Source organism: Halovalidus salilacus, from assembly GCF_031852275.1.
In the GTDB taxonomy this organism is placed as follows: Archaea; Halobacteriota; Halobacteria; order Halobacteriales; family Natrialbaceae; genus Halovalidus; species Halovalidus salilacus.
The window spans coordinates 2483259-2503866 of the sequence record NZ_CP134700.1 but is presented as its reverse complement, the minus strand read 5'-3'; the positions used below and the strand labels follow the sequence as shown (position 1 = coordinate 2503866).

The following is a 20608-nucleotide window of genomic DNA, read 5'->3' as shown; positions in this document are numbered from 1 at the left end:
CGCCGTAAACGGGCCTGGAGTACTAAACCCTTCTCTCACGGTCTTGTCCTCATCGGTCAACAGCGGATGTGTTTCAGGGACTCGAAAAAGCCCGAGTTCTCCAGTCACTCGTACTCTCAACCTTCAGGAACGGGTGGAAGGATCGCGATGGATTGCCAAAACTCCACGACTGCCTGAATTCGGTTTGCGAACTCGTCCGGATCGACGGGTTTCCGCAAACACGCGTTAGCGCACGCCTCGTACGCCTCGATCAGGTCGTCTTCAGACTCGGAACCGGTCAGGACGATCACCGGAATCCGCTTCAGGCTCGGGGCGGACTTGATTTCTTCAAGCACGGTCTGTCCGCTAGTGGCTGGCAAGTTCAAATCCAGGAGGACGAGTTCGGGCCGAGGTGCTTCTGCGAATTCATCACTCCGGGAGAGCCAATTGAGTGCTTCTTCTCCGGTCTGCACTGAATGCAAAGTTCCCGGGATATCCCTCTCTTCGAACACCTGCTCAATCAGGCGAATATCGCCGTGATTATCCTCGACCACCAGAATATCCATCTCCTCCATGGTGCCTTCCACCCCCCGTCAGTCCGTCGCTGATTTCGGGAGCGTAACGTGGAACGTTGATCCTGCCCCGGGCTCGGACTCGACCCAGATCTTCCCATCGTGGTGTTCGGCGATCTCCTGGCACAACGAAAGTCCGATGCCAGTTCCCTGATACTCGTCGTCGTGATGGAGTCGCTTGAAGACTTCGAAGATTCGATCGGTCTTGTCGGGATCGATCCCGATTCCGTTGTCGGCGACCGTGAATTCCCAACACTCGGGTCGTTCCTCGGCATCGATTTCCACCTGCGGTGGATCGCTGTCGTTGTACTTGATAGCGTTCGAGACGAGGTTGGTGAATAGTTGCTCGAGTTGTTCGCGATCGGCCGGGACCGTCGGGAGCGACTCCACGATGATCTCGGCGTCGTTCTCTTCAATTTTCATTTGGAGATCATCTACTACCTGCCCGAGAACGACGTCACACTCGACGAGTTCGAATTCACCGTCGGCTCGTTCGACTCGCGAAAATGAGAGGAGGTCGCTAACCATCGCCCGCATCCTGTCGGCGCCGTCGACGGCGAAGTCGATGTACTCCTGTGCCTGCTCGTCGAGGTCGTCCCTGTATCGGTTCTCGAGAAGTTGCAAATAGCTCGAGACCATTCGGAGCGGCTCTTGCAGGTCGTGTGAGGCCGCGTACGCGAACTGTTTCAGCCGGTCGTTCGATTGCTGAAGTTTCGAGACCGTCTCTTCGAGATCCTGCTGGTACTGCTGCTGGTCGAGTTCGTACTTCACCCACTGGCCCATCAGTTCGAGATACGCATGGTCGTCATCGGAGAACGGTTCCGTTCGCGAGTCGGGGCCGATGAAGGCGAACGTTCTGTCAACGCCGTCCTCGACCGGGATGTAGGTCCCCAGGTACGTCTCGACTCCGAACTCCTCGTAGACGGCGAGGTCGTCGTAGCCCTCTTCGGTGGGGTCTGAGACGCTGGCGGCCTTTTTAATGTCTGCGGCGGCGATACAGTACGTTTGTGACAGGGGGAACTCAGCGCCGGGTTTGTAATACTCGTGCTCACCGCTGATGTATTCGACGCACAACCGATCATTCTCTGGGTCGACCTGGTTGAGGGCGCCCAGTTCGAGATCGAACCACTCGCACCCGAGCTCGAACACCGCGTCGAGTTTCTCCTCGAAGGAGAGGTTCGGACTGCCCGTGATCTCGTTTAGTTCCCGGAGGAAGCGTTTGTGCTCCGAAAGTTCCGTTTTCGCTTCGGTGCGCTCCTTTAGCGTCCCTAGCATTCTGTCAACTTCATGATCCGGTCGAGCAGGTCCGCAGAACTCCTCTGGCGGCGTGTAGTAGAAGTTGTGACAGACTGTGTTGTCGTGAATGAGGTGGGGATGGACCCGTACGACATCGCAGATTCCCTCCGACGGAAACTTCTCGCGGTTGTAGACACAGAGGGCGATCGCATCCTCACCCTCGAAGATGTCGTTCACCCTACTTTCGTACTCCATGAACTCCTCGATCGTCAGGTTATCGTCGACGATCCAGGACGTCTCGGCGACGAGTCGGAACGCCTCGAACTCCCGGGTGGCCTCCGTGATTGCGTCGGCGTACGTCCCCATCATTTCGTTGGTGTCGAAGTAACCGCCTTCGAGATACGTCTCCTGAATGGTTTTGAACACCAGCGCGCCGGATTCGAGGGCGGCATCGACGTCGATCCCACTCGCCCCCATCGCCGCCTCTAGCTCTTCTTTCGTACTTTCGTCGATGACGTACATGCACTTCTCGCCCCGCTCGAGCCCCTGACGGACGAACGGAATCGCAGACGAGAAGAGCTCGTCTTTGGTTTCGTAGACGAGTGCAAAATGGTCATTGCAGTGGTCGTGGTTGTCGAGCGGTTCGACCGGTCCACGAAACTCTCGGCTCTGGCGAAGCGCTTCAAGCCCGCTATCGAGACTTAGAACATCGAGCTTACTGCTTGGCTCACCGGGTTGACTCATTAGCGCCTTTACTTGGGGTGACCCTATAAGATTGTCCCACTGAGATGGAGGATGCCACGCACTTATCCGGTATACGGCGGGGTCACACCTTTCTGAGCGGTTTGTCTCGCGTTTTTCGCACCATCGACACGACCGTGATACCCTCGAGAGTGTAGCCGGCGACCCCTGCGAATGCACCCGCACTCACACGTGGCAGCGTGTGAAGTGCATCTGAGTGACTCGGTTGTGGCCCCCACAAATTCGACCCTCTCTGGCGACTCAAAGGACCCGGTCCACGTCGAGCGCCAGTACGACGGGAACCCGCCGACGAGTATACGAGACACTGGTCACCTCGTCGTCGAAAATGTCTGCTGAGACGAACGATAGGTGGCTACCGCACCGTAACGAAATGTGGGACCTGAACCATATCGGCGGTTCGTGTCTCGCCTGCGCTGCCTCGTTGTGGGTTTTTACGGCCAGAACGCCATAGTTCGGCCAATGGCTACCGAGGCAACCTTCATAGTACCGTCCGAGCAGTTCCCTCTTGGAACCATATTCGAACAACTGCCGGGGGTGACGGTCGAACTGGAGCGAATCATCCCCGCGCGCGACGTGGTGATCCCGTATTTCTGGGTTCGAGGGATTGCCGTGGACGACATCGAGGGTGCGTTCACCGAGCATCCGGGTGTGGAACGGATCGAATTCGTCGACTCCGTCCAGGACGAGTATCTGCTGCGCGTGGAGTGGGCGGTAGGTTACGACGACGTTCTGACAACGCTGACGGAGACGAGTATCGCACTTATCGAAGCCGTCGGGACGAACGAGCGATGGACGTTCGAGATCCGCGGGGACGATCGAAGCGACATCGCGGCCTTTCAGTCTCGCTGTCGAGAGCTGGACATCCCGATCACGCTGACGGAGTTACACGCGCTCACGCCGGTCGAGACGACCGAGGCGGCGTTAACCGAGAAGCAGCAGGAGGCGCTGGTGCTCGCCTACGACCGCGGCTACTTTGAATCTCCGCGTGAGGTGACGATGGAAGACATTGGCGCCGACCTCGGGATCACAGAGCAAGCCGTCGCCTCTCGTCTCCGGCGCGGGATCAAACAGATCCTCGGGAATACGCTGACCGACGTCACGACTCCCCCTCGATAGCTGCTTAAAAAGGGCTTGGGTATTAAAAATACAGGGTCAACCGGGTTGGCTACCTACGGTGGGCGTAATGAGCAGGGGACTCCACCGAATTCGACGCAGTACTCGACCTCTGTCGGGACCAACACCGTCGAATCGTGTGCGCGGTACTCGCGGAAGAACACCGTTCGTTAACGGTGAACGATCTCTCAAAGGCGATACTGAAGTACAATCATCGAACGCCAGTTACGGAGGTTTCAGAGGAGTTACTAGCGGAGATTCGCATCGCGTTGTCTCACGATCACATCCCGAAGTTAGAGTCGGCAGGGGTTATCGAATACGATCCAGAGCGCCAACACGTAGTACCGACGGAGCGGTTCGACCAGTTGCGACCGCTGCTCTCCGCGATCATCGAGGCCGATCCGGATCTCCAATTACCGGTCGAACTGTGAGGTCGTCTCGGGTCCCTGTTTCGATGCAGTGTACGTGTGCTGAAAAAGAGCGGATAAACTGGCCATCGAGGAAGTGACGGAGAATATAACCCGGACGGCCAAACCATGATCTCCATGGCTAGTGAAAAAGAGAAAATGCTGAACGGGGAGCTGTACGACGCAGACGACCCCGAACTTGTGGCCGAACGGGAACGCGCACGTGACCTGACGGAACGCTACAATCGCACGCCGGTCCGCGACCAAACCGACCGGCGGGAATTGGTAGCGGAACTGCTCGGCTCTTGCGGCGAAGATTGCGAGATCGAACCGCCGTTTCGCTGTGACTATGGATACAACATCCACGTCGGTGAGAACTTCTACGCCAACTTCCGTTGCGTCGTCTTGGACGTGTGTCGGGTGGAGATCGGGCAGAACTGCCAGATCGCACCGGGCGTCCACATTTATACGGCAACGCATCCGCTCGATGCGACCGAACGAATCGACGGGCTGGAGTACGGCAAACCGGTGACGGTCGGCGATAACGTCTGGATCGGCGGCCGAGCGGTCCTCAATCCCGGCGTGACGGTCGGCGAAAACGCCGTCGTCGCGTCCGGGTCAGTCGTCACCGAGGACGTTCCAGACGGGGTCGTCGTCCGCGGGAATCCGGCAAGAGTGGTAAGAGAACTGGATTGAATGGACGTCTCTGCGGGATTCCGAAGACGCGGATTTTAACCTCCTTTCCGCCGAATTCACACTGCTGGGAGTTGGGACTCGACGGTCCTACTATCGCGTATTGACCGACACACCGAGCCCGTTCCCCGATACCGTCGTCTGTAGGCGGGGGTTCTCTCGTACACGTTGACACGGAACGGTCTTACGGGCTGCTACCAAGAGAAAGTTCACATGAGACGTCAGTCGCTTCCGCGCCCGTACGTACTCGCATCGCTTCTGACGCTCGTTCTGACCCTCGTTGCGACCGGTATCGGTCTGTTCGTCCCCGGTTTTTATCGTGACGCACCGGTTCTGCTCCCACAGATCTACGGCCAGGATCTCTTCACGCTCACCGTTGCCGTCCCTGCACTCGCCGTTGCGTTGGTTTACGCGACTCGCGGCTCGCTGAACGCATACGTCGTGTGGTTGGGGGTGACCGGCTATCTGCTGTACACGTACGCTTCGTACGCGTTCATGACTGCGTTCAACGAACTGTACCTCGTCTATACGACGCTGCTGTGGCTGACGCTGTTTACGTTCGTCGGCGGGATGATTCGGCTCGACGCTGACGCACTCAAACGCTCGGTAGGTGAGACCTCCGTCCGACCGTACGTCGGTTTCCAGCTCCTGCTGGCCGTTCTCGTCGGCGTTCTCTGGTTCTCCGAGATTCTCCCCGCGATTCTCGCGGGAACGACGCCACCGAGTATCGAGGAGGCTGGGCTTCCGGTGAGCGTCATCTACTCTCTCGACCTCGGGATCATCGTGCCGGCGTTCGTCCTGTCGGCGTACTGGCTCTGGAACGACCGTGCGTGGGGGTACGCGTTCACCGGCGTCTTGCTCGCAAAAATAGTCACACTCGGCGGAGCGGTGCTGGCGATGGCGTTCTACATGATTCGCGACGGGGAGGCGGTTCCGTACCCCCAGATCATCATCTTCGGTGGGTTGACCGCGCTGGGTCTCTGGTTGATGGTTCGATTCCTCCTCGCGATCGATTCAGGGGCCGAGGTCACCGCTGCAGCCTCGAGTTCCACTGCGGTGGACGACACGGAGGTCTGACGACCGGGCGACGTGACACCGCCATCGAGGTGCTCCGTGTCTTTTCCGTCGGCGACGGCGCGTTTGCGCTCGTTACCCGCTCTCGGTCCACTCACTCTGCGCGCAACGCGTTCGGCGTTCGTGACGCCGAGGCGCGTACGCGTCCGATGGCAGCACGTACTATCGCGGCGCTCACTGCGGTCGCCGCGCCAAAGACGAGAACGACGCTCGCTGTGTTGAGCGCAGCAACGCCGAACAGCGTACTCAGGGTTTCCAGGGCCACGGCGAGGCTCCCTGCGAGCAGCACCGCCGCGAAGTACTCCTTGAGCTCGTCCTCCTCGACGAGCGTCGACGCTCCCGCACCGATGCGAGCGCCGAACGCGCTTCCCACGAGCAGCGAACCGACGACGGGGAGGGAAACCGCGCCGAGACGCGCGTAGACGAACGTGCCGAACGCACCGGACACGGTGATCTGAAGGACGTCGGTTCCGACGGCGACGCCGGCGGGTACCCCGAGTCCGTACAGCATCGCGGGCAGTAACAGGAATCCGCCACCGACGCCGAGAAGTCCGGAGAGCGTTCCGACGGCTCCACCGAGAGCCAGGATAACCCAGACCGACACCCTGACGCCGCCGGCCACCGTCACCATCGGAGGACACGCAAACGCGCGGACGCGATCGGCGAGATCGACGCTGGAACGTGCGTCGCTCTCGCGGCGTGCATCGCGCAGGGTGAACAGGCCGACGAGGGCGAGGAGGACGACGTACGCGACGCCGATTACCAGGTCGGCCGACCCGAACGCGTCCAGTACCACGACCGCTCGTCTTCCGACTTCGATCCCGACGGTCATCGACACCGTCAGCGACGCGGCGAGCGTGTAGTCGATCTGACCGTGCGTGCGGTGTCTGAGCGCGCCCACGACGCTCGTCCCGAACACGAAGGCGAGTCCGCTTCCGACCGCCACCGTTGCCGGGTAGCCGAGGACGAGCAGCGCCGGCGTGACGAGGAACGATCCACCCATCCCGAAGAAGCCGAACAGCACGCCGACCACCAGGCCGAACCCGACGAAGAGGGCGATCGTTACGAGGCTCAACCCGAGGAGCGTCACGCGGAGTCACCACCGAGGAGCTCACGAATCGACGGCTCGAGGAGTGCCGCGAGCGCGCCGTACCCGACGTACAGCGCGAGCGACTCGGCGAGAACGACGCCGACGATCGCCAGCGCGGGGAGGGTTCCGCTCGGTACTGGAAGCGGACGGTGGACGACGGGAACCGCAGCAGCGACCAGGAGAACGCCGAGCGAAACCGCGAGCACGACGCTCGCGATCGGCGGTCGCCGTGGGACTCCTCCCGTTTCGCGCTCGAGGTCACGCATCGGTCCCGCCCCCGCCGTCGGTTCGTGCGGCCCCGGACGGGACGACGTTCTGGTTGAGACTGAAGAGGTTCGTCGGATCGTACTCGTCTTTCAGCGCGACCAGTCGGTCGTACGTCGACCCGAACGTGGTTCGCATCACGTCCTCGCCCCCCTCGAGGAATCCCGGGAAGTTCAGGTAGACCGAACCGTCCGAGAACTGGCGCAGGTCCTCGAGACAGTCGCGCACCCACCGGACGTTGTCGTCGTCGTTCTCCGGACGCTCCCAGTTGGCCTCGACGCCGAGCAGGAAGGGTGCGTGTCGTCCCGCGAACGCGCTGTCCTCGGCGTCGACCCGCTCGATCGCGCCGCCTAACTGCCAGACGTCGACCGTCGAGAGCGGCGAGGGGGCCGCCTCGGCCCAGTAGGCGATGCGATCGATGGCGGACGCCGGCAGGCCGTCGAGGTACAGCGACTTCCAGTAGTAGCGCATCCCGTCGGGGTACTCCTCGTCGAAGAGTCGCTGGAACTCCACGTACGGCATCGGCCCGCTACCGTCGGCGATCGGTTCGTCGAATTCTCGCAGGGGTGCCAGTGCGCGCTCGCCATCGGCTATCGATCCCGCGTAACAGCCGGCTATCGCTATCTTGGGTTCGTCGACCGCGCCCCCCGCGAAGAGCTCCTCGTCGGGCAGCACGCCCGACAGGGCGAGCGTGCTGACTTCGTCGGGCGCGGACGCGACGTACTCGCGGTAGGACCGGAGTATCTCGGCCGTCCGATCCCCCGGGTAGAACACCAGACACGTCGCCACCTCGGGCCCGACGGGGTGGAGGTCGAACTCGAAGTCGGTGACGACGCCGAAGTTGCCGCCACCGCCGCGAAGCCCCCAGAAGAGGTCCTCGTGCTCGTCCGCGCTGGCGGTCAGGTAGTCGCCGTCCGCCGTGACCAGGTCGACGGACGCGAGGTTGTCGCAGGTGAGGCCGTACTCGCACCGAAGGTGGCCCAGCCCGCCGCCGAGCGCGAGTCCCGCCACGCCCGTTTCCGAGACGGCACCACCCGGCGTCGCCAGCCCGAACGCCTGCGTTTCGTGGTCCACGTCCGCCCACGTGGCACCGGCTTCGACCCGCGCCGTTCGGGCGCCTGGGTCCACCCGGACGCTCCGCATCTCGGAGAGGTCGATGACGAGTCCGTCGTCGCAGACGGCGGTCCCGGCGACGTTGTGGCCGCCGCCACGTATTGCGACGAGGAGTTCGTTCTCGCGCGCGAAGTTCACCGCGCCGACCACGTCGGCCACGCCTCGACACCGAGCGATCAGGGCCGGACGCCTGTCGATCATTCCGTTCCACACCGCGCGCGCGTCGTCGTAGTCGGGGTCCCCGGGGCGAATCAGGTCGCCGTGGAACCCGGCTTCGAACCGTTCGATCCGCTCGGCGGCGATGGTACGTCGTTCCATGTCAAACCGAACGACGGCTCGGGTGTTGACCTCACCTATCGAGCGGCGTTCGGCCGAGAGAAAACCGTTTCAGGCGGTGAGACGGGTTTCAACGCGCGTGGGAGATAGGATTACTATCCGTGCGGACCTCCCTCTAGTGAGGGAGGCACATGGCGCCAGATCGAGACGACCGATTCGGGACCACCGATCGAGACGACCGACCGAACGATGACCGTCCGCCGCCCGGCTCGCCGGTCCTGGAGGCGATCCTGGAGAACGAACGGAACCGCCGCTACCTCGGCGAGCGCCTGGAGGCCGCGGGCGACCGCGTCGACACGGACCTCCTCGGCGACATCGTCCGGCACGGCCCCGTCCTCGAGGCACTACTGGAGGGACCGCTCGACCGGAGGGAGATCGAAGACCGACTCGAGATCTCGCGAGCCACGAGCCACCGATACGTAGCGTGGCTCGACGAGCGCGAACTCGTCGAGAAGGTCGACGGCAGATTCCGGCTGACCTGGCGCGGCGCGGCCGTCGCGGAGGAGATACTCCGGTTCGAGGCGAACGTGCGCACCGCACACAGACTGACGCCCCTCCTCGAGGCGGTCTGTGACGATCACCGGGACTTCGTCCTCGAGCCGTTCGTGGACGCGAGGGTCACCGTCGCGGAACCGGACGACCCCTTCCGCCCCGTCGAGCGGTTCCTGGCACTCGTTCGGGAGTCGGAGACGCTCCGCGGGTTCAACACGACCCACATGGCGCCGCTCTCCGTGGGCGAGTTCCACCACCAACTGTTCGAGGAAACCGACACGGAGATCATCTACCTCCCCGGTATCGTCGAGACGCTCTTCGAGACGTACCCCGAGCGCGCTCGGAGGGCGATCGAGGCCGGCCACCTCACCCTCAGGACGCGCGGGAATCTCCCGTACGGACTCGCGATTTTCGACGACCGCGTCGGGATCGGAGGGTACGACGAGGCGACGGGACTCATGGGGGTGTTCGTCGATACCGACGAACCGATCGCACGCGAGTGGGCCGAACGCGTGTACGCCTCCGTCAGGAACGATTCGGCGCCGCTCGACGAACGAGTCGATTCGACGCGCTAGACGCGTTCGTCTCCGATTTCCGACGGTCGTCCGCTCCTTCGAGGGTGCCGTCGTCGGTGACAGGTTGGCAAGTTCCAGCGCGTCGGGCCGATTACGAACAGTCCCTCCGATACGACCAGGTGCTCGTCCGACCGTCCATCACAGTAAAGGACGTGGATCGGTCGCCGCCGTCGGGTCGTATCGCTCGCCTCTCGGACGCGCTCGACTACCGCGGATCGTACCGACCGATCATCGACCGAGCGGTCGTCAGCGACCGTCGAACGGACGCCCGTACCGTTTCGACCCGCGGAGCGCGGACGGTTCTCTCCACGATTCGATCAGCGGGGGGTTCCCCGGCGTCGGTGGATGCCATTGTGGATGCGTATCGTGTAACGACAGCAGCGGATGCGGTTCGCGGACTACTCCCGGTAACCGGTCCGAGTTCACCTGACCTGTGCGGGAGTCGTGTTTCACGCCGGATAAACGTTTGGGGGTCGTCGGCTGGCGGTTCAATACGCGTCCCGGGAACGCCCACGGACGACCGTGGCTCGAGTTCGGGACCCTTCCGCTGATCACGTTCGCGGTCGCTATTCTGGTTGGCGCGTGGCCGAAACCCTCCGCCGCGCTCCAGGCCGTCGGCGACAATACGCTAAGCGCGGACAGTAACTGACCCTCGAAGGCCTCTCCATCCGATATCCGTTACGACTGGGCCGTTGCACGAGCGCCCAGCATCTCGGCGACGACAGCGTTTTCGGGTCCCGGATACCGCCAACCCCGTACTTCGACCGTCACCGGGCTCAGTGGAGCATGTCCAGGAGGAAGATGAGGAGAAACCCGACGAAGAACAGCGTCGTCGACGTCGGCGTTTCCGGCACCTTCTGGGCCTTGACGAGGAGTTCCTCGGTCACCAGATAGAGGAGGGCCGCCGACCCGAACGCGAGCACGAGCGCGATCGGCGCGCCCGAAACGCCGTCGAACAGGAGTACGCCGGCGGTCACGCCGCTCAGCAGTAGGACCCCGAACCCGGCGGGGACGGCGAGTTTCTTCGGCGTGCTCGTCTCCGTCGGGAGCGCGACGACCCCGGTCACGCCGAGAAAGAGGACCTCGATCGCGAGCGCCACCGCGATGAGGATCCCCGTGGCCGCCTCCGTCAAGAACGTCACGCCGATCAGGACGCCGTCGATCACCATGTCGATGCTCACGGTGATCAGCAGGCTCGCAGCGCCCGCCAGCTTTCCGCCGATGCCCCGCTTTTCGACGTACGTGCTGAGTCGGTGGATGCCGAGCATCACGAGAACGCCGATCGCGAACCCGACGACGACCACGGTCGGAGCCCGCGTGTGAACGTCCGGAAGGAGTTCGGCGGCGACGGCGGCGAACACGACGCCGGCCGCGAAGTGCTGGACGTTACTCTCCATCTGCGGGCCCGGCGTTCGGTAGACGGCCACGAGGCCCCCGACGAGCGCGGCGACGACCGCCAACATCGTGTACGAAAGCGCCTGAAGTAAGGTGGCGGGCATTCGACGATCGCTCGCGTCCGATACAGTCGGATACGCGACAAAAAGGATTACCGCTTGCGAGCGCCGAGAGAGACGCTCTTCACGCCGTACTTCTGGCACGCCCCCTGGGCCTGCTCGGAGACGAACTCGTACTGGGGGTTCTCCCTGACCTCGAGGACGTCGAAGCCGGCGGTTTCGATCATCGACGTGTAGGCGTTGATCTGTTCGGCGCCGCCGATGCACGCCGCCCAGAGATCCGCGTTAGTCTTGATGCTGTCGGGCATCTCCGTCTCGCTGATGATGTCCGAGAGCGCCAGTCGCCCGCCGGGTCTGAGTACCCGGCGGGTCTCCGCGAAGACGCGCTCCTTCTCGGCGGAGAGGTTGATCACGCCGTTCGAGACGACGACATCGAACGACTCGTCCTCGAACGGGAGGTCCTCGATGTACCCCTTCTCGAGCGACACGCGTTCGAGTTCGGCCTCGTCCCGAAGCCGTCGCGCGTTCGCCAGTTGCTCGTCGGTCATGTCGAGGCCGGTCACGCTCCCGGCGTCCTCGACGGAGAGCGCCGCGACGAAGACGTCCATCCCCGATCCGCTGCCGAGGTCCAGGACGTCGTCGTCATCCTCGAGGGCGGCGAGATCGAAGTGGTACCCCACCCCGGCGAAGGATTCGACGGCGTCGGCGGGGACTCGATCGAGATCCGCCTCCGGATAGCCGAGTCGCTCGGCCAGTTCGCGCCCCATCTCGAAGTGGTACTCCTCGCCGGGAGTCTCGGCGACGGCCCGGTACACGCCCTTGACTTCGCGTTCGAGCCGTTCGACGTCGAGTGACGTTGCCATTCTCGGTCACCTCGTTAGCCGACCACCACGTTCGTCTCGAGCGCGACATCGTTTGCGATGATATCCATCAACGGTGACGTCTTTTCGACTCGCTCCCGGAGTTCGGCGAGTTCCTCCTCGGACGCATCCGCGTCGATGTACGCGGTGCAGGTCACGGTGTCGTACCCGGCGCGGACGTCATCGGAGATGCCGAGGAACCCCCTGAGGTCGACGTCGCCTTCCATTTCGAACCGAAGTTCGTCGAGTTCGATGTCCATCGCGGCGGCGTTCGCCGCGTAACCGACGCTCAGACACGACCCGAGGGCGGCGAGCAGGAGCTCGACCGCGTTTGGACCCGTCCGCTTTCCGAGGATCTGCTCCGGTTCGTCGCCTTCGATCCTGAACTCCTGCGTGTGGATTCGTTCCCCGGCCTGGTCGAAGTCGTCGATCGACGTGACACACTGGAGCGCGTCGGTCCATTCGGTTTCCGCCCGGAACCTGAATCGCCCGTTCTCCGGTTCTTCAGTGATCGCTTCAACTGCTTCGCCGAGCTGTTCTACGTCTACCCCGTTTCGTACTGACATCGTGTTTCAGTCCTCCTTCGAACGTCGTACAGAAGCCGTGGAGCTGTCTGCGCTTTGTGACGTCTGCCTTCGGGTCATCCGCTTGACCTCGAGCAGAGACTACGAGAGAGTCGAACATGGAGGTATCTGGTGATATTCGCCCACCCCGTGACCGCTTTGCAGACGCTGAAAGGTGATACTTTCTCGAGGTGTACCATCCGCGCCCCGCCAGCGTTCCTCGCCGAGGTCGGCTCCCGTGGACGACGGTGCGCTCGGCGCACGCACCCGTCGACGGACCGTCGACTACGCTCCCGGCGCCCACGACGTCGTTTCGCGGTCGGACTCGAGGGCGACCGTCGGAACTTCGCGGCGGTACGTCACGTAGATCGATTCGACCCACTCGAGCGCGTCGGGTGCGTCGGTGTCGAGCAGCACCTCGACCGTCCCGCTGGCGGAGTTGTAGCCGGCGATCGCGATGCGGTCGTCGAAGCGTCCGACGCCGTAAGCCGGTAAGTCGTCGTGGACTCGAACAGTGAGGTTACCGCTCTCGAGGGCCGCGGCGAACCGCTCCGGGTAGGTGGAACGGACGTGGGCGACGACGCTCGGCGGATCGATGATCTCCGCGTCCATGCCGTCGACGATTCGGTCGCAGAGGTCGTCCGCGCAGAGATCGAGCAGGGCCAGGTCGAATCCGACGAACCGGAACCGGTTCGTTCCCCGAAGCAGGGACCTGAATCGGGTCACCGGGCGGTACGGGTCGTCGGCCTCGGCGACCGTCACGACCGCGTCGGCCACCGCGTCGACGGTGAAGCCGTCGGCCTCGTTCGGAAGCCACCGCCAGACGTCGCGGAGCGTTCGCTCGGTCTCGAGGCGATCGATCAGGTCTCGCATCCCCGCGGCGACGAACGCCCCCAGTTGCGTCGCCTCGTAATACTGTCCGTTCCTGCTGATCCAGCGTCTCTCTTCGAACGCGCGCAGCGTCCGTCCGATCGTGGACTGGGAGACGCCGGTCATCGCCAGGAGATCCGCTCGGCTCTGGGGACGCCGGGCCAGTGCGCCGAGCGCGGTGACGCGGTGGTCCGACCGCGCGAGGAATTCGACGTCGTCGAGCGGCGTGCTCGTGGTGCGCGGTAGCATGGTTATGGTACGCACACCGCCGATATAATCGTTCGGTCGTCGGTACGACGGTCCGCGGTCGAAGCGCCGTCCGGATTCCTTCAATCGTCGTCCGCTGGAGCGACCCCAGAGCGGGAGCCGAACGACTCCGGGACGAGCCACGTCGGCACGACGCGGGTGAGCGCGACCATCCCGACCAGTTCGACGAGCGTTTGCGTCACGACGACGGCGGGGGCCAGCCGATACCCCTCGGGGAGGGCGAGCGCGAGCGGCAGGACGACCAGCGAGTTACGGGTCACGGAGGTGAACACGAGCGCCCGACTCTCGCCGACGTCCATCCGGAGGGCTCCCGCCGCGAGTCGTCCGAGCGCCGGCATGATGACGAGGAAGGCCACGTACACCGGAACGACGGCCGCGATTTCCTCGAACGAGTCCCGCACTCGAGGGAGTTGCGACGCGACGACGACGAACAGGGTCGCGCCCGTCGTCGGAACGGGGAGCCACCCCATCGCCTCCTGCCACGCGTCGCCCCTCCGCGATCGCTCCGCCCACAGTTCGGTGAGCCACGCGAGCGTCAGGGGGAAGGCGATCAACGTCAGGAAGGCCTCGACGAACGGTCCCGGATCGATCGCGTCGGCGACCCCCGGCCCCACGAACAGCCAGAGGTACGCAGGGAGCAACAGGAGTTGGACGAGCATCAGGGCCGGCGTCGTCGCGGTGATCTGTTCGGCGTCGCCGCCGGCGAGTTCGGTGAAGGTGATGACGTAGTCGATACACGGCGTCAGCAGGACCATGAGCGCGCCGACCAGAACGGCGGACCGCGGAGGGAGGAATCGGGTGAGGCCCCAGACGACGACGGGCACGACGAGGAAGTTCATCCCCAGCGACGCCGCGACGAACCGCCCGTTGCGAACCGCGCGGCGGAGTCGGGCGAACGGAATCTCGAGGAAGGTGACGTAGAGGAGGACGGCCAACACCGGGTCGATAAACCGCTCGAACCCCGTCGCCGCGGTCGGCCGACCGACTCCGAGGCCGGCAGCGAGGAAAACGGCGAGCGCGTAGACGACGACCTGGTGGCGGTGAAGCCGGCGCTTCGCGTCCATCTACCGGTCGGTTCGCGACCCGCGGTGAAACGATCGTCGGTCGCCGGTCGCGCGTCACGGCCGCGGCGGGATCCCCCTCGAGAGCGGCGTCGTCTCCGCCGTCGCAGTCTTCGCGCTCGCCCGTCCTAGCTTCCCCCGTCGCGGTACACCGGATACGTCGCACAGAGGTCGTCCACGTCGGCGGCGATCCGCTCGAGTTCGGCGTCGTCGTCGGGCGACTCGAGGGCGTCGACGAGGAGGTGGGCGACGCGATCGGTCTCCTCGACGCCGAAGCCGCGCGTCGTCAGCGCGGGCGTCCCAACGCGGATGCCGCTCGTGACGAACGGCGAGCGCGTCTCGCCGGGGACGGTGTTCTTGTTGACGACGATCCCGGTCTCGGCGAGCGTCTCCTCGGCCTCCTTCCCGGTCAGGTCGACGTGGGAGTCCCGAAGGTCGACGAGCACGAGGTGCTTGTCGGTCCCGCCGGAGACGAGCGACAGGCCGCGGTCGCGAAACGCGTCGGCCAGCGCCTTCGCGTTCTCGACCGTCGAGCGAGCGTAGGCGCCGAACTCGGGTTCGAGGGCCTCGCCGAACCCGACCGCTTTCCCCGCGATGTTGTGCATCAGCGGACCGCCCTGACTGCCCGGGAACACCGCCGAGTCGACGTCGTCGGCGGGCGCCTCGTCGCAGATGATCACGCCGCCGCGGCCGGAGCGGATCGTCTTGTGGGTGCTTCCGGTGACGAAATCGGCGTGGGGGACCGGACTCGAGTGGACGCCCGCGGCCACCAGTCCCGTGATGTGGGCCATGTCCGCGAGGTGATAGGCGTCCACCGACGTCGCGATCTCGCCGATGCGTTCCCACTCGAATTCGCGCGGGTACGCGGAGGATCCGCTGACGATCAGGTCCGGATCGAACGCCTCGGCCTGCGCGGCGAGGGCGTCGTAGTCGACGTAGCCGGTGTCGGGGTCGACCTCGTAGGATTCCACCTCGTACAGCTGTCCGGAGAAGTTGACGTGGTGGCCGTGGCTCAGGTGGCCGCCGTGGCTCAGGTCCAGCGAGAGGATCCGGTCTCCGGGCTCGAGGACGGCGAAGTAGACGCCCATGTTCGCTCCCGTCCCGGAGTGGGGCTGGACGTTGACGTGGTCGCCGCCCCACAGTCTACTGGCGCGGTCGATCGCGATCCGTTCGACCTCGTCGACGTGTTCGCACCCGCCGTAGTAGCGGGCGCCGGGGTACCCCTCGGCGTACTTGTTGGTCAGGACCGATCCCTGCGCGGCCAGCACCGCCTCCGACGCGTGGTTCTCGCTCGCGATCATCTCGAGCGTGGACTCCTGGCGCTCGCGCTCGCCCGCGATCGCTTCCGAAACAGCCGGATCCGTTTCCGTGAGAGGGTCTGGCATACTGGTGGTATCGGAAACGCGAACCATGTATCTTGGTCGCAGGTTATCGACCCATTCAAACCGGCCGCGACCGCCCACGACTATGCGTCCTCGGTCCGAACCCGACGCTCACCCATGAGTCGACTCACCGACGAAACGATCATCGTCACCGGCGCGAGCCGAGGGCTCGGCCGGTCGATGGCGTCGAGGTTCGCCGAGGAAGGCGCCAACGTCGTTCTGGTCGCCCGCAGCAGAGACGACCTCGAGGCGGTCGCGAACGACGCCGCGTCCGGAGCCGGCGAGGTCCTCGTCGCGCCGGCCGACGTCACCGAGCGCGACGAGGTCGAGGCCGCGGTTGACGCCGCCGTCGAGACCTTCGGCGAGCTCACCGGCCTCGTCAACAACGCCGCGATCGGCCTGCTCAGCCTCTACGACGAGCGACGGGACCTGGTCGACGTCGACGAGGCCGACTGGGAACTGATCCTCGACGTCAACCTCTCCGGCGTCTACCGCTGTTCGAAGGCCGCCGTTCCGCACATGCGTGAGGCGGGCAGGGGAACCGTCATCAACGTCTCGTCGGGGCTCGGCCGGCGCGCCGCAGCCGGCTGGTCGCCCTACGTCGCCTCCAAGTGGGGCCTCGAGGGGCTGACCCGGACGCTGGCGATGGAACTCGAGGAAGACGGGATCACCGTCAACGCCGTCGACCCCGGCGGACGCGTCGACACCGGCTTCTGGGACCACCTCCCGGATCGCGAGCGCGCTGAGATCCTCGGTCCGGACGCGATGGACGAGGCCGCGGTGTTGCTCGCCTCCCAGGGACCGGACGGCATCACCGGCGAGTCGAAGACGGCCCGGGAGTGGGAACGAACCCTCGAGTGACGACCGGGCGAGCGACGGGGCCCGCGGCGGCCGGGTGACGGCCACCGCCGAAGTCGGATTCCGACGCGCGAGCGGGGGCGTCCCGTCTCGGCCGTGGCGCGCGACCGACGTCGATGCTGTCGGTCGGAACTGTCTTTCGATCGCGGCTTCCGCGGGCGAGCGCTCGATTCGCGACCTCCGTGAAGAATCGGACCGAGTGTGGAAGGCCGAGTGCGCGGACGAAGCGGGGACGCGATAGCGGTCGGTGACGACGCGTCAATCGTCCTCCGTACCGACGGCGCCCGAGGAGGCGGGGTGGGAGTCCTGCTCCTGTTCCTGCTCCTCGAGGAAGACCGACCGCCTGCCGCCGAACGTCGAGATCATGACCGCGGCGGCGATCAGGGTGACGATCGCGAACGGGCCGCCCGCGATGATGGCCGCCTGCTGGAGGGCCTCCGTCCCGCCGCCGACCATCAGCAGCGAGGCGAGCGCGCCCATGAGCCCGCCCCAGATGACGCGGTTGATCGTCGACGGCTCGTCCTTCCCGCCGGTGGTCAGCATCGCCAGCGCGAGCGTCGAGGAGTCCGCCGACGTGACGAAGAACGTCGTCACCAGGACGAGAAAGAGGATCGTCAGCAACTCGCCGGCGGGGAGCGCCTCGAACAGGGGGTACCCCGCGACCGCCTCGTCGTAGGCCCACGACTCGAGCGTTCCCAGGATGTCCGCCTGGCCGGTCGCCTGCATGTAGATCGAGGTCCCGCCCATGGTGGCGAACCAGGGGACGGTAACGGCCGTCGACGCGAGGACGCCGGTCGTCGCGACCTGTCGGACGGTCCGTCCGCGGGAGATGCGTGCGATGAAGAGGCCGACGAACGGCGCCCACGAGAACCACCACGCCCAGTAGAAGATCGTCCAGGCGCCGACGAAATCGCCGTCGGCACCGGCCCCGCCGGACTCGCCGGCACCGAGGTAGAGGCTCATCGTGACGAACTCGTTGATGTACCCGCCGAGAGCCTGGGTGCCGACGGTCACGATGTAGACCGTCGGTCCGAGGATGAACACGGCCGCGGTCACGATCGCGAACAGGCCCATGTTGAACAGCGACACCCGGAGGATGCCCCGCTCGACCCCGAGCGCGACGGACAGGGTGAACGCGATCGTCAGGCCGGTGATGACGAGGACCGTTCCGGTGTCCCCCAGGGAGACGCCGCCGGTGTACTCGAGGCCGACGAGGAACTGCCGGCCGACCAGTCCGAGCGTGGTCGCGATGCCGCCGATCGTCGCGAACACCGCGAGGACGTCGACGAGTTTGGCCCAGGGGCCGTCGAGGTTGTCGAAGCCGACGATGGGGCCGATGATGGTCGAGATCCGCATCGGCGCGTCCCGCCGGTAGGCGAAGTACGCGATCGGAATCGCCACGATCACGTACGCCGACCACGCCGAGAGTCCCCAGTGGAAGAACGTGTACTGGAGCGCGTCGACGGCGGCCACCGTCGATTCGGCTTCGGCGTTCGACAGGGGAGAAGGCGTGGAGTAGTGGAAGATCGCCTCCGCCGGCCCCCAGAAGACGATGCCGGCGGCGATCCCGGCGGAGTACAGCATCGCGAAGTACGAGAAGAAGCTGAACTCCGGTTCCGCGTCCTCGTCGCCGAGTTTGATGTTTCCCCAGGGGCCGAAGATCAGGTAGATGACGAACGCCACCAGCAGGAACATGGAGACGAGGTAGGCCCAGCCGAGCGATTCCCAGAGGAACCCGTTGATCCCTTCCATGCGATCGAACGCCGCGTCGGGTCGGAGCAGGAACGCGGCGACGACCACCGCGGTCACGACGAACCCGATCCCGAAGACCGTGTAGTCGAGTTCCTCGAGGAACGTCCCGAACTTCCCACCCGAGTCGCCTTCGCTCATCGCGGATCACCCCCCGCCGTCGGGAGTCGGAGTCCCCCGACGTCCGCCCGGGATCGCCGTTCAAGAAGCGTTGCTCCGCCCCCGAACCGGTTGAGTGTGAATGACATCGTCTGTCATGGCACGAAACCACAACCTCCTCCATCAAGATTCATCTTAATCAACTGTGCCGCTTATAAACGACCGGCCGAACGGGTGCGGTTCGCTCGAGCGCGGTCCAGCCGTGAACCGCGAATCGAATCGGACCGTGACCCGTCGAGCCGAGTCCTGGACCGCCGAAACGGATCGAGTCACGGGCCGCCGAGGTGGCGACTACGAGCGTGTGAGAGCCGGGTTGAAGCGGGGAAGCATCGGAGAAAACGAGGGGGGGAACTGGTCACCCGCACTCGGACGACGACCCACTGACGTCGTTCGCACGGGACCTTTCGCGGTCGCCCGCCGCTTGTGCGGACGGCTGCGTATCACGCGTTGACGTGTCGCACCTCGTACCCGTGGTCGCGGACCGTTCTGATGATCTCCCGCGACTGGGAGGACCCGCTGGTCTCGACCTGGAACACGAGGTACGCCTCGCCGACGTCCAGTTCGGGCGCGGACCGATCGTGCTGAACCGCCCGGATGTTCGCGCCGTGTTCGGCGATGATCCCCGACACCTCCTCCATCTTCCCCGGGCGGTCGGTGATCCGGACGCGCAGGCGCAACAGCTGTTCGCGGTCGGTCAGCGCGTGAACGAGGACGGTCTGCAACATCGTCATGTCGAGGTTGCCGCCGCTCAGGAGGGGCATCACGGTCTCGCCGCGGACGTCGAGTTCGTCGCTCAGGATCGCGGCCACCGAGGCCGCTCCGGCCCCCTCGACCACCTGCTTGGCCCGCTCCAGCAACAGCAGGACCGCCCGGGCGATCTCGCCGTCGGTGACGGTCACCACCTCGTCGACGTGCGCCTCGATCAGCGAGAGCGTCACATCGGAGATTCCGCCCGTGGCGATGCCGTCGGCGATCGTGTTCACCGACTCGAGCGAGACGGGATCGCCCTTTCGGAGGCTGTCGGGAACGGTCGCGGCGCCCGCCGCCTGCACCCCGACGATCCGCGTCTCCGGCGAGTGCTCGGCGAACGCGGTCGCGATCCCGGAGATGAGCCCGCCGCCGCCGATCGGAACGACGACCGTGTCCACCTCGGGAAGGTCCTCGTACATCTCGATCCCCAAGGTCCCCTGGCCGGCGACGATGTCGGGATCGTCGTAGGCGTGGACGAACTCCGTCTCCTCGTCGACGAGACCCCGGGCGTGGGCCATCGCCTCCCGAAAGTCGGCGCCGACGAGTTCGACGTCCGCGCCGTAGCCGCGGGTCGCGTCGACCTTCGCCTGCGGCGCGCCCTTCGGCATGACGATCGTCGCGTCGACGCCGAGGGTCGTCGCCGCGAGAGCGACCCCCTGGGCGTGGTTGCCCGCGCTCGCGGCCACGACGCGCCCGACGTCGCCCTCCTCGAGGCACCGCGAGATCTTGTTGTACGCGCCGCGGGTCTTGAACGACCCCGTCCACTGGAGGTGTTCCATCTTCAGGTGGACCTCCCCGCCGGTCATCGCGTCGAGCGACGTGCTCCGCTCCACCGGCGTTCGCTTGACGACCGTCTCGTCGTCGAGGCGCTCGCGGGCGGCCTCGATGTCGTCGAACGAGACGGCGTCGACGTTCTGGCTCTCGGTCAT

At 65.0% G+C, this 20608-nt stretch carries 18 protein-coding genes and 1 pseudogene; 6 read left to right on the top strand and 13 right to left on the bottom strand.

Features of this window, described 5'->3' with window-relative positions; genetic code table 11:
• Positions 1-116 precede the first annotated feature (116 nt).
• Both RJT68_RS12365 and RJT68_RS12360 read right to left on the bottom strand, forming a co-directional pair.
• Positions 117-554: a response regulator gene (locus tag RJT68_RS12365; RefSeq protein ID WP_407036864.1), complete on the bottom strand. Its 438-nt coding sequence runs from the start codon at positions 552-554 to the stop codon at positions 117-119.
• Positions 555-572: 18 nt separating this feature from the next.
• A complete protein-coding gene (locus RJT68_RS12360; RefSeq protein WP_407036863.1) occupies positions 573-2531 on the bottom strand; it encodes an MEDS domain-containing protein in 1959 nt (652 codons plus the stop codon).
• Positions 2532-3008: 477 nt separating this feature from the next.
• On the opposite strand from RJT68_RS12360, the gene RJT68_RS12355 reads away from it, so the two are divergent.
• The 4 genes and pseudogenes from RJT68_RS12355 to RJT68_RS12340 all read left to right on the top strand — a co-directional run bounded on the left by RJT68_RS12355 (position 3009) and on the right by RJT68_RS12340 (position 5839).
• Positions 3009-3665: a helix-turn-helix domain-containing protein gene (locus RJT68_RS12355; protein WP_407040369.1), complete on the top strand. Its 657-nt coding sequence runs from the start codon at positions 3009-3011 to the stop codon at positions 3663-3665.
• A gap of 116 nt (positions 3666-3781) precedes the next feature.
• Positions 3782-4093: pseudogene (locus RJT68_RS12350) on the top strand (DUF7344 domain-containing protein); the annotation flags it as partial.
• Positions 4094-4207: 114 nt separating this feature from the next.
• Entirely contained in the window at positions 4208-4765 is a 558-nt protein-coding gene (locus RJT68_RS12345; RefSeq protein WP_407040368.1) for a sugar O-acetyltransferase, read from the top strand.
• A 210-nt stretch (positions 4766-4975) separates the two neighbouring features.
• On the top strand, positions 4976-5839 hold the full coding sequence (locus tag RJT68_RS12340; RefSeq protein WP_407040367.1) for a hypothetical protein: 864 nt from the start codon (positions 4976-4978) through the stop codon (positions 5837-5839).
• A 91-nt stretch (positions 5840-5930) separates the two neighbouring features.
• On the opposite strand, the gene RJT68_RS12335 is transcribed toward RJT68_RS12340, so the two are convergent.
• The 3 genes from RJT68_RS12335 to RJT68_RS12325 are packed head-to-tail and all read right to left on the bottom strand — an operon-like array spanning position 5931 to position 8621.
• Positions 5931-6926, bottom strand: a complete 996-nt coding sequence (locus RJT68_RS12335) for a sulfite exporter TauE/SafE family protein (RefSeq protein ID WP_407036861.1) — start codon at positions 6924-6926, stop codon at positions 5931-5933.
• Positions 6923-7192 (bottom strand): DUF7512 family protein, encoded by a 270-nt coding sequence (locus RJT68_RS12330; RefSeq protein WP_407036860.1) that lies wholly within the window; start codon positions 7190-7192, stop codon positions 6923-6925. Before RJT68_RS12330 ends, RJT68_RS12335 begins: the two co-directional genes overlap by 4 nt.
• Positions 7185-8621: an FAD-binding oxidoreductase gene (locus RJT68_RS12325; protein ID WP_407036859.1), complete on the bottom strand. Its 1437-nt coding sequence runs from the start codon at positions 8619-8621 to the stop codon at positions 7185-7187. Before RJT68_RS12325 ends, RJT68_RS12330 begins: the two co-directional genes overlap by 8 nt.
• A gap of 149 nt (positions 8622-8770) precedes the next feature.
• On the opposite strand from RJT68_RS12325, the gene RJT68_RS12320 reads away from it, so the two are divergent.
• Positions 8771-9706: a helix-turn-helix transcriptional regulator gene (locus RJT68_RS12320; RefSeq protein WP_407036858.1), complete on the top strand. Its 936-nt coding sequence runs from the start codon at positions 8771-8773 to the stop codon at positions 9704-9706.
• A 776-nt stretch (positions 9707-10482) separates the two neighbouring features.
• Here the strand turns inward: RJT68_RS12320 and RJT68_RS12315 are convergent.
• The 6 genes from RJT68_RS12315 to glyA form a co-directional block, all read right to left on the bottom strand.
• Positions 10483-11205 carry a ZIP family metal transporter gene (locus RJT68_RS12315; RefSeq protein ID WP_407036857.1) on the bottom strand — a complete coding sequence of 241 codons (723 nt, stop codon included), beginning with the start codon at positions 11203-11205 and terminating at the stop codon, positions 10483-10485.
• A gap of 47 nt (positions 11206-11252) precedes the next feature.
• Positions 11253-12023 carry a methyltransferase domain-containing protein gene (locus RJT68_RS12310; RefSeq protein ID WP_407036856.1) on the bottom strand — a complete coding sequence of 257 codons (771 nt, stop codon included), beginning with the start codon at positions 12021-12023 and terminating at the stop codon, positions 11253-11255.
• Positions 12024-12037: 14 nt separating this feature from the next.
• Positions 12038-12586, bottom strand: a complete 549-nt coding sequence (locus RJT68_RS12305) for an OsmC family protein (RefSeq protein ID WP_407036855.1) — start codon at positions 12584-12586, stop codon at positions 12038-12040.
• Positions 12587-12868: 282 nt separating this feature from the next.
• On the bottom strand, positions 12869-13702 hold the full coding sequence (locus RJT68_RS12300) for a helix-turn-helix transcriptional regulator (RefSeq protein ID WP_407036854.1): 834 nt from the start codon (positions 13700-13702) through the stop codon (positions 12869-12871).
• Between the two features lie 80 nt (positions 13703-13782).
• A complete protein-coding gene (locus tag RJT68_RS12295; RefSeq protein WP_407036853.1) occupies positions 13783-14784 on the bottom strand; it encodes an arsenic resistance protein in 1002 nt (333 codons plus the stop codon).
• A 125-nt stretch (positions 14785-14909) separates the two neighbouring features.
• Entirely contained in the window at positions 14910-16166 is a 1257-nt protein-coding gene (gene glyA / locus RJT68_RS12290) for a serine hydroxymethyltransferase (protein ID WP_407036852.1), read from the bottom strand.
• A 114-nt stretch (positions 16167-16280) separates the two neighbouring features.
• Here glyA and RJT68_RS12285 point away from each other — a divergent pair, with 114 nt between their 5' ends.
• Positions 16281-17024, top strand: a complete 744-nt coding sequence (locus RJT68_RS12285) for an SDR family NAD(P)-dependent oxidoreductase (protein ID WP_407036851.1) — start codon at positions 16281-16283, stop codon at positions 17022-17024.
• A 255-nt stretch (positions 17025-17279) separates the two neighbouring features.
• Here the strand turns inward: RJT68_RS12285 and RJT68_RS12280 are convergent, their stop codons facing one another.
• Together RJT68_RS12280 and ilvA are read right to left on the bottom strand one after the other, a co-directional pair.
• A complete protein-coding gene (locus RJT68_RS12280; protein ID WP_407036850.1) occupies positions 17280-18911 on the bottom strand; it encodes a BCCT family transporter in 1632 nt (543 codons plus the stop codon).
• Positions 18912-19369: 458 nt separating this feature from the next.
• Complete coding sequence (gene ilvA, locus RJT68_RS12275; RefSeq protein ID WP_407036849.1) at positions 19370-20608, bottom strand: threonine ammonia-lyase; 1239 nt, start codon at positions 20606-20608, stop codon at positions 19370-19372.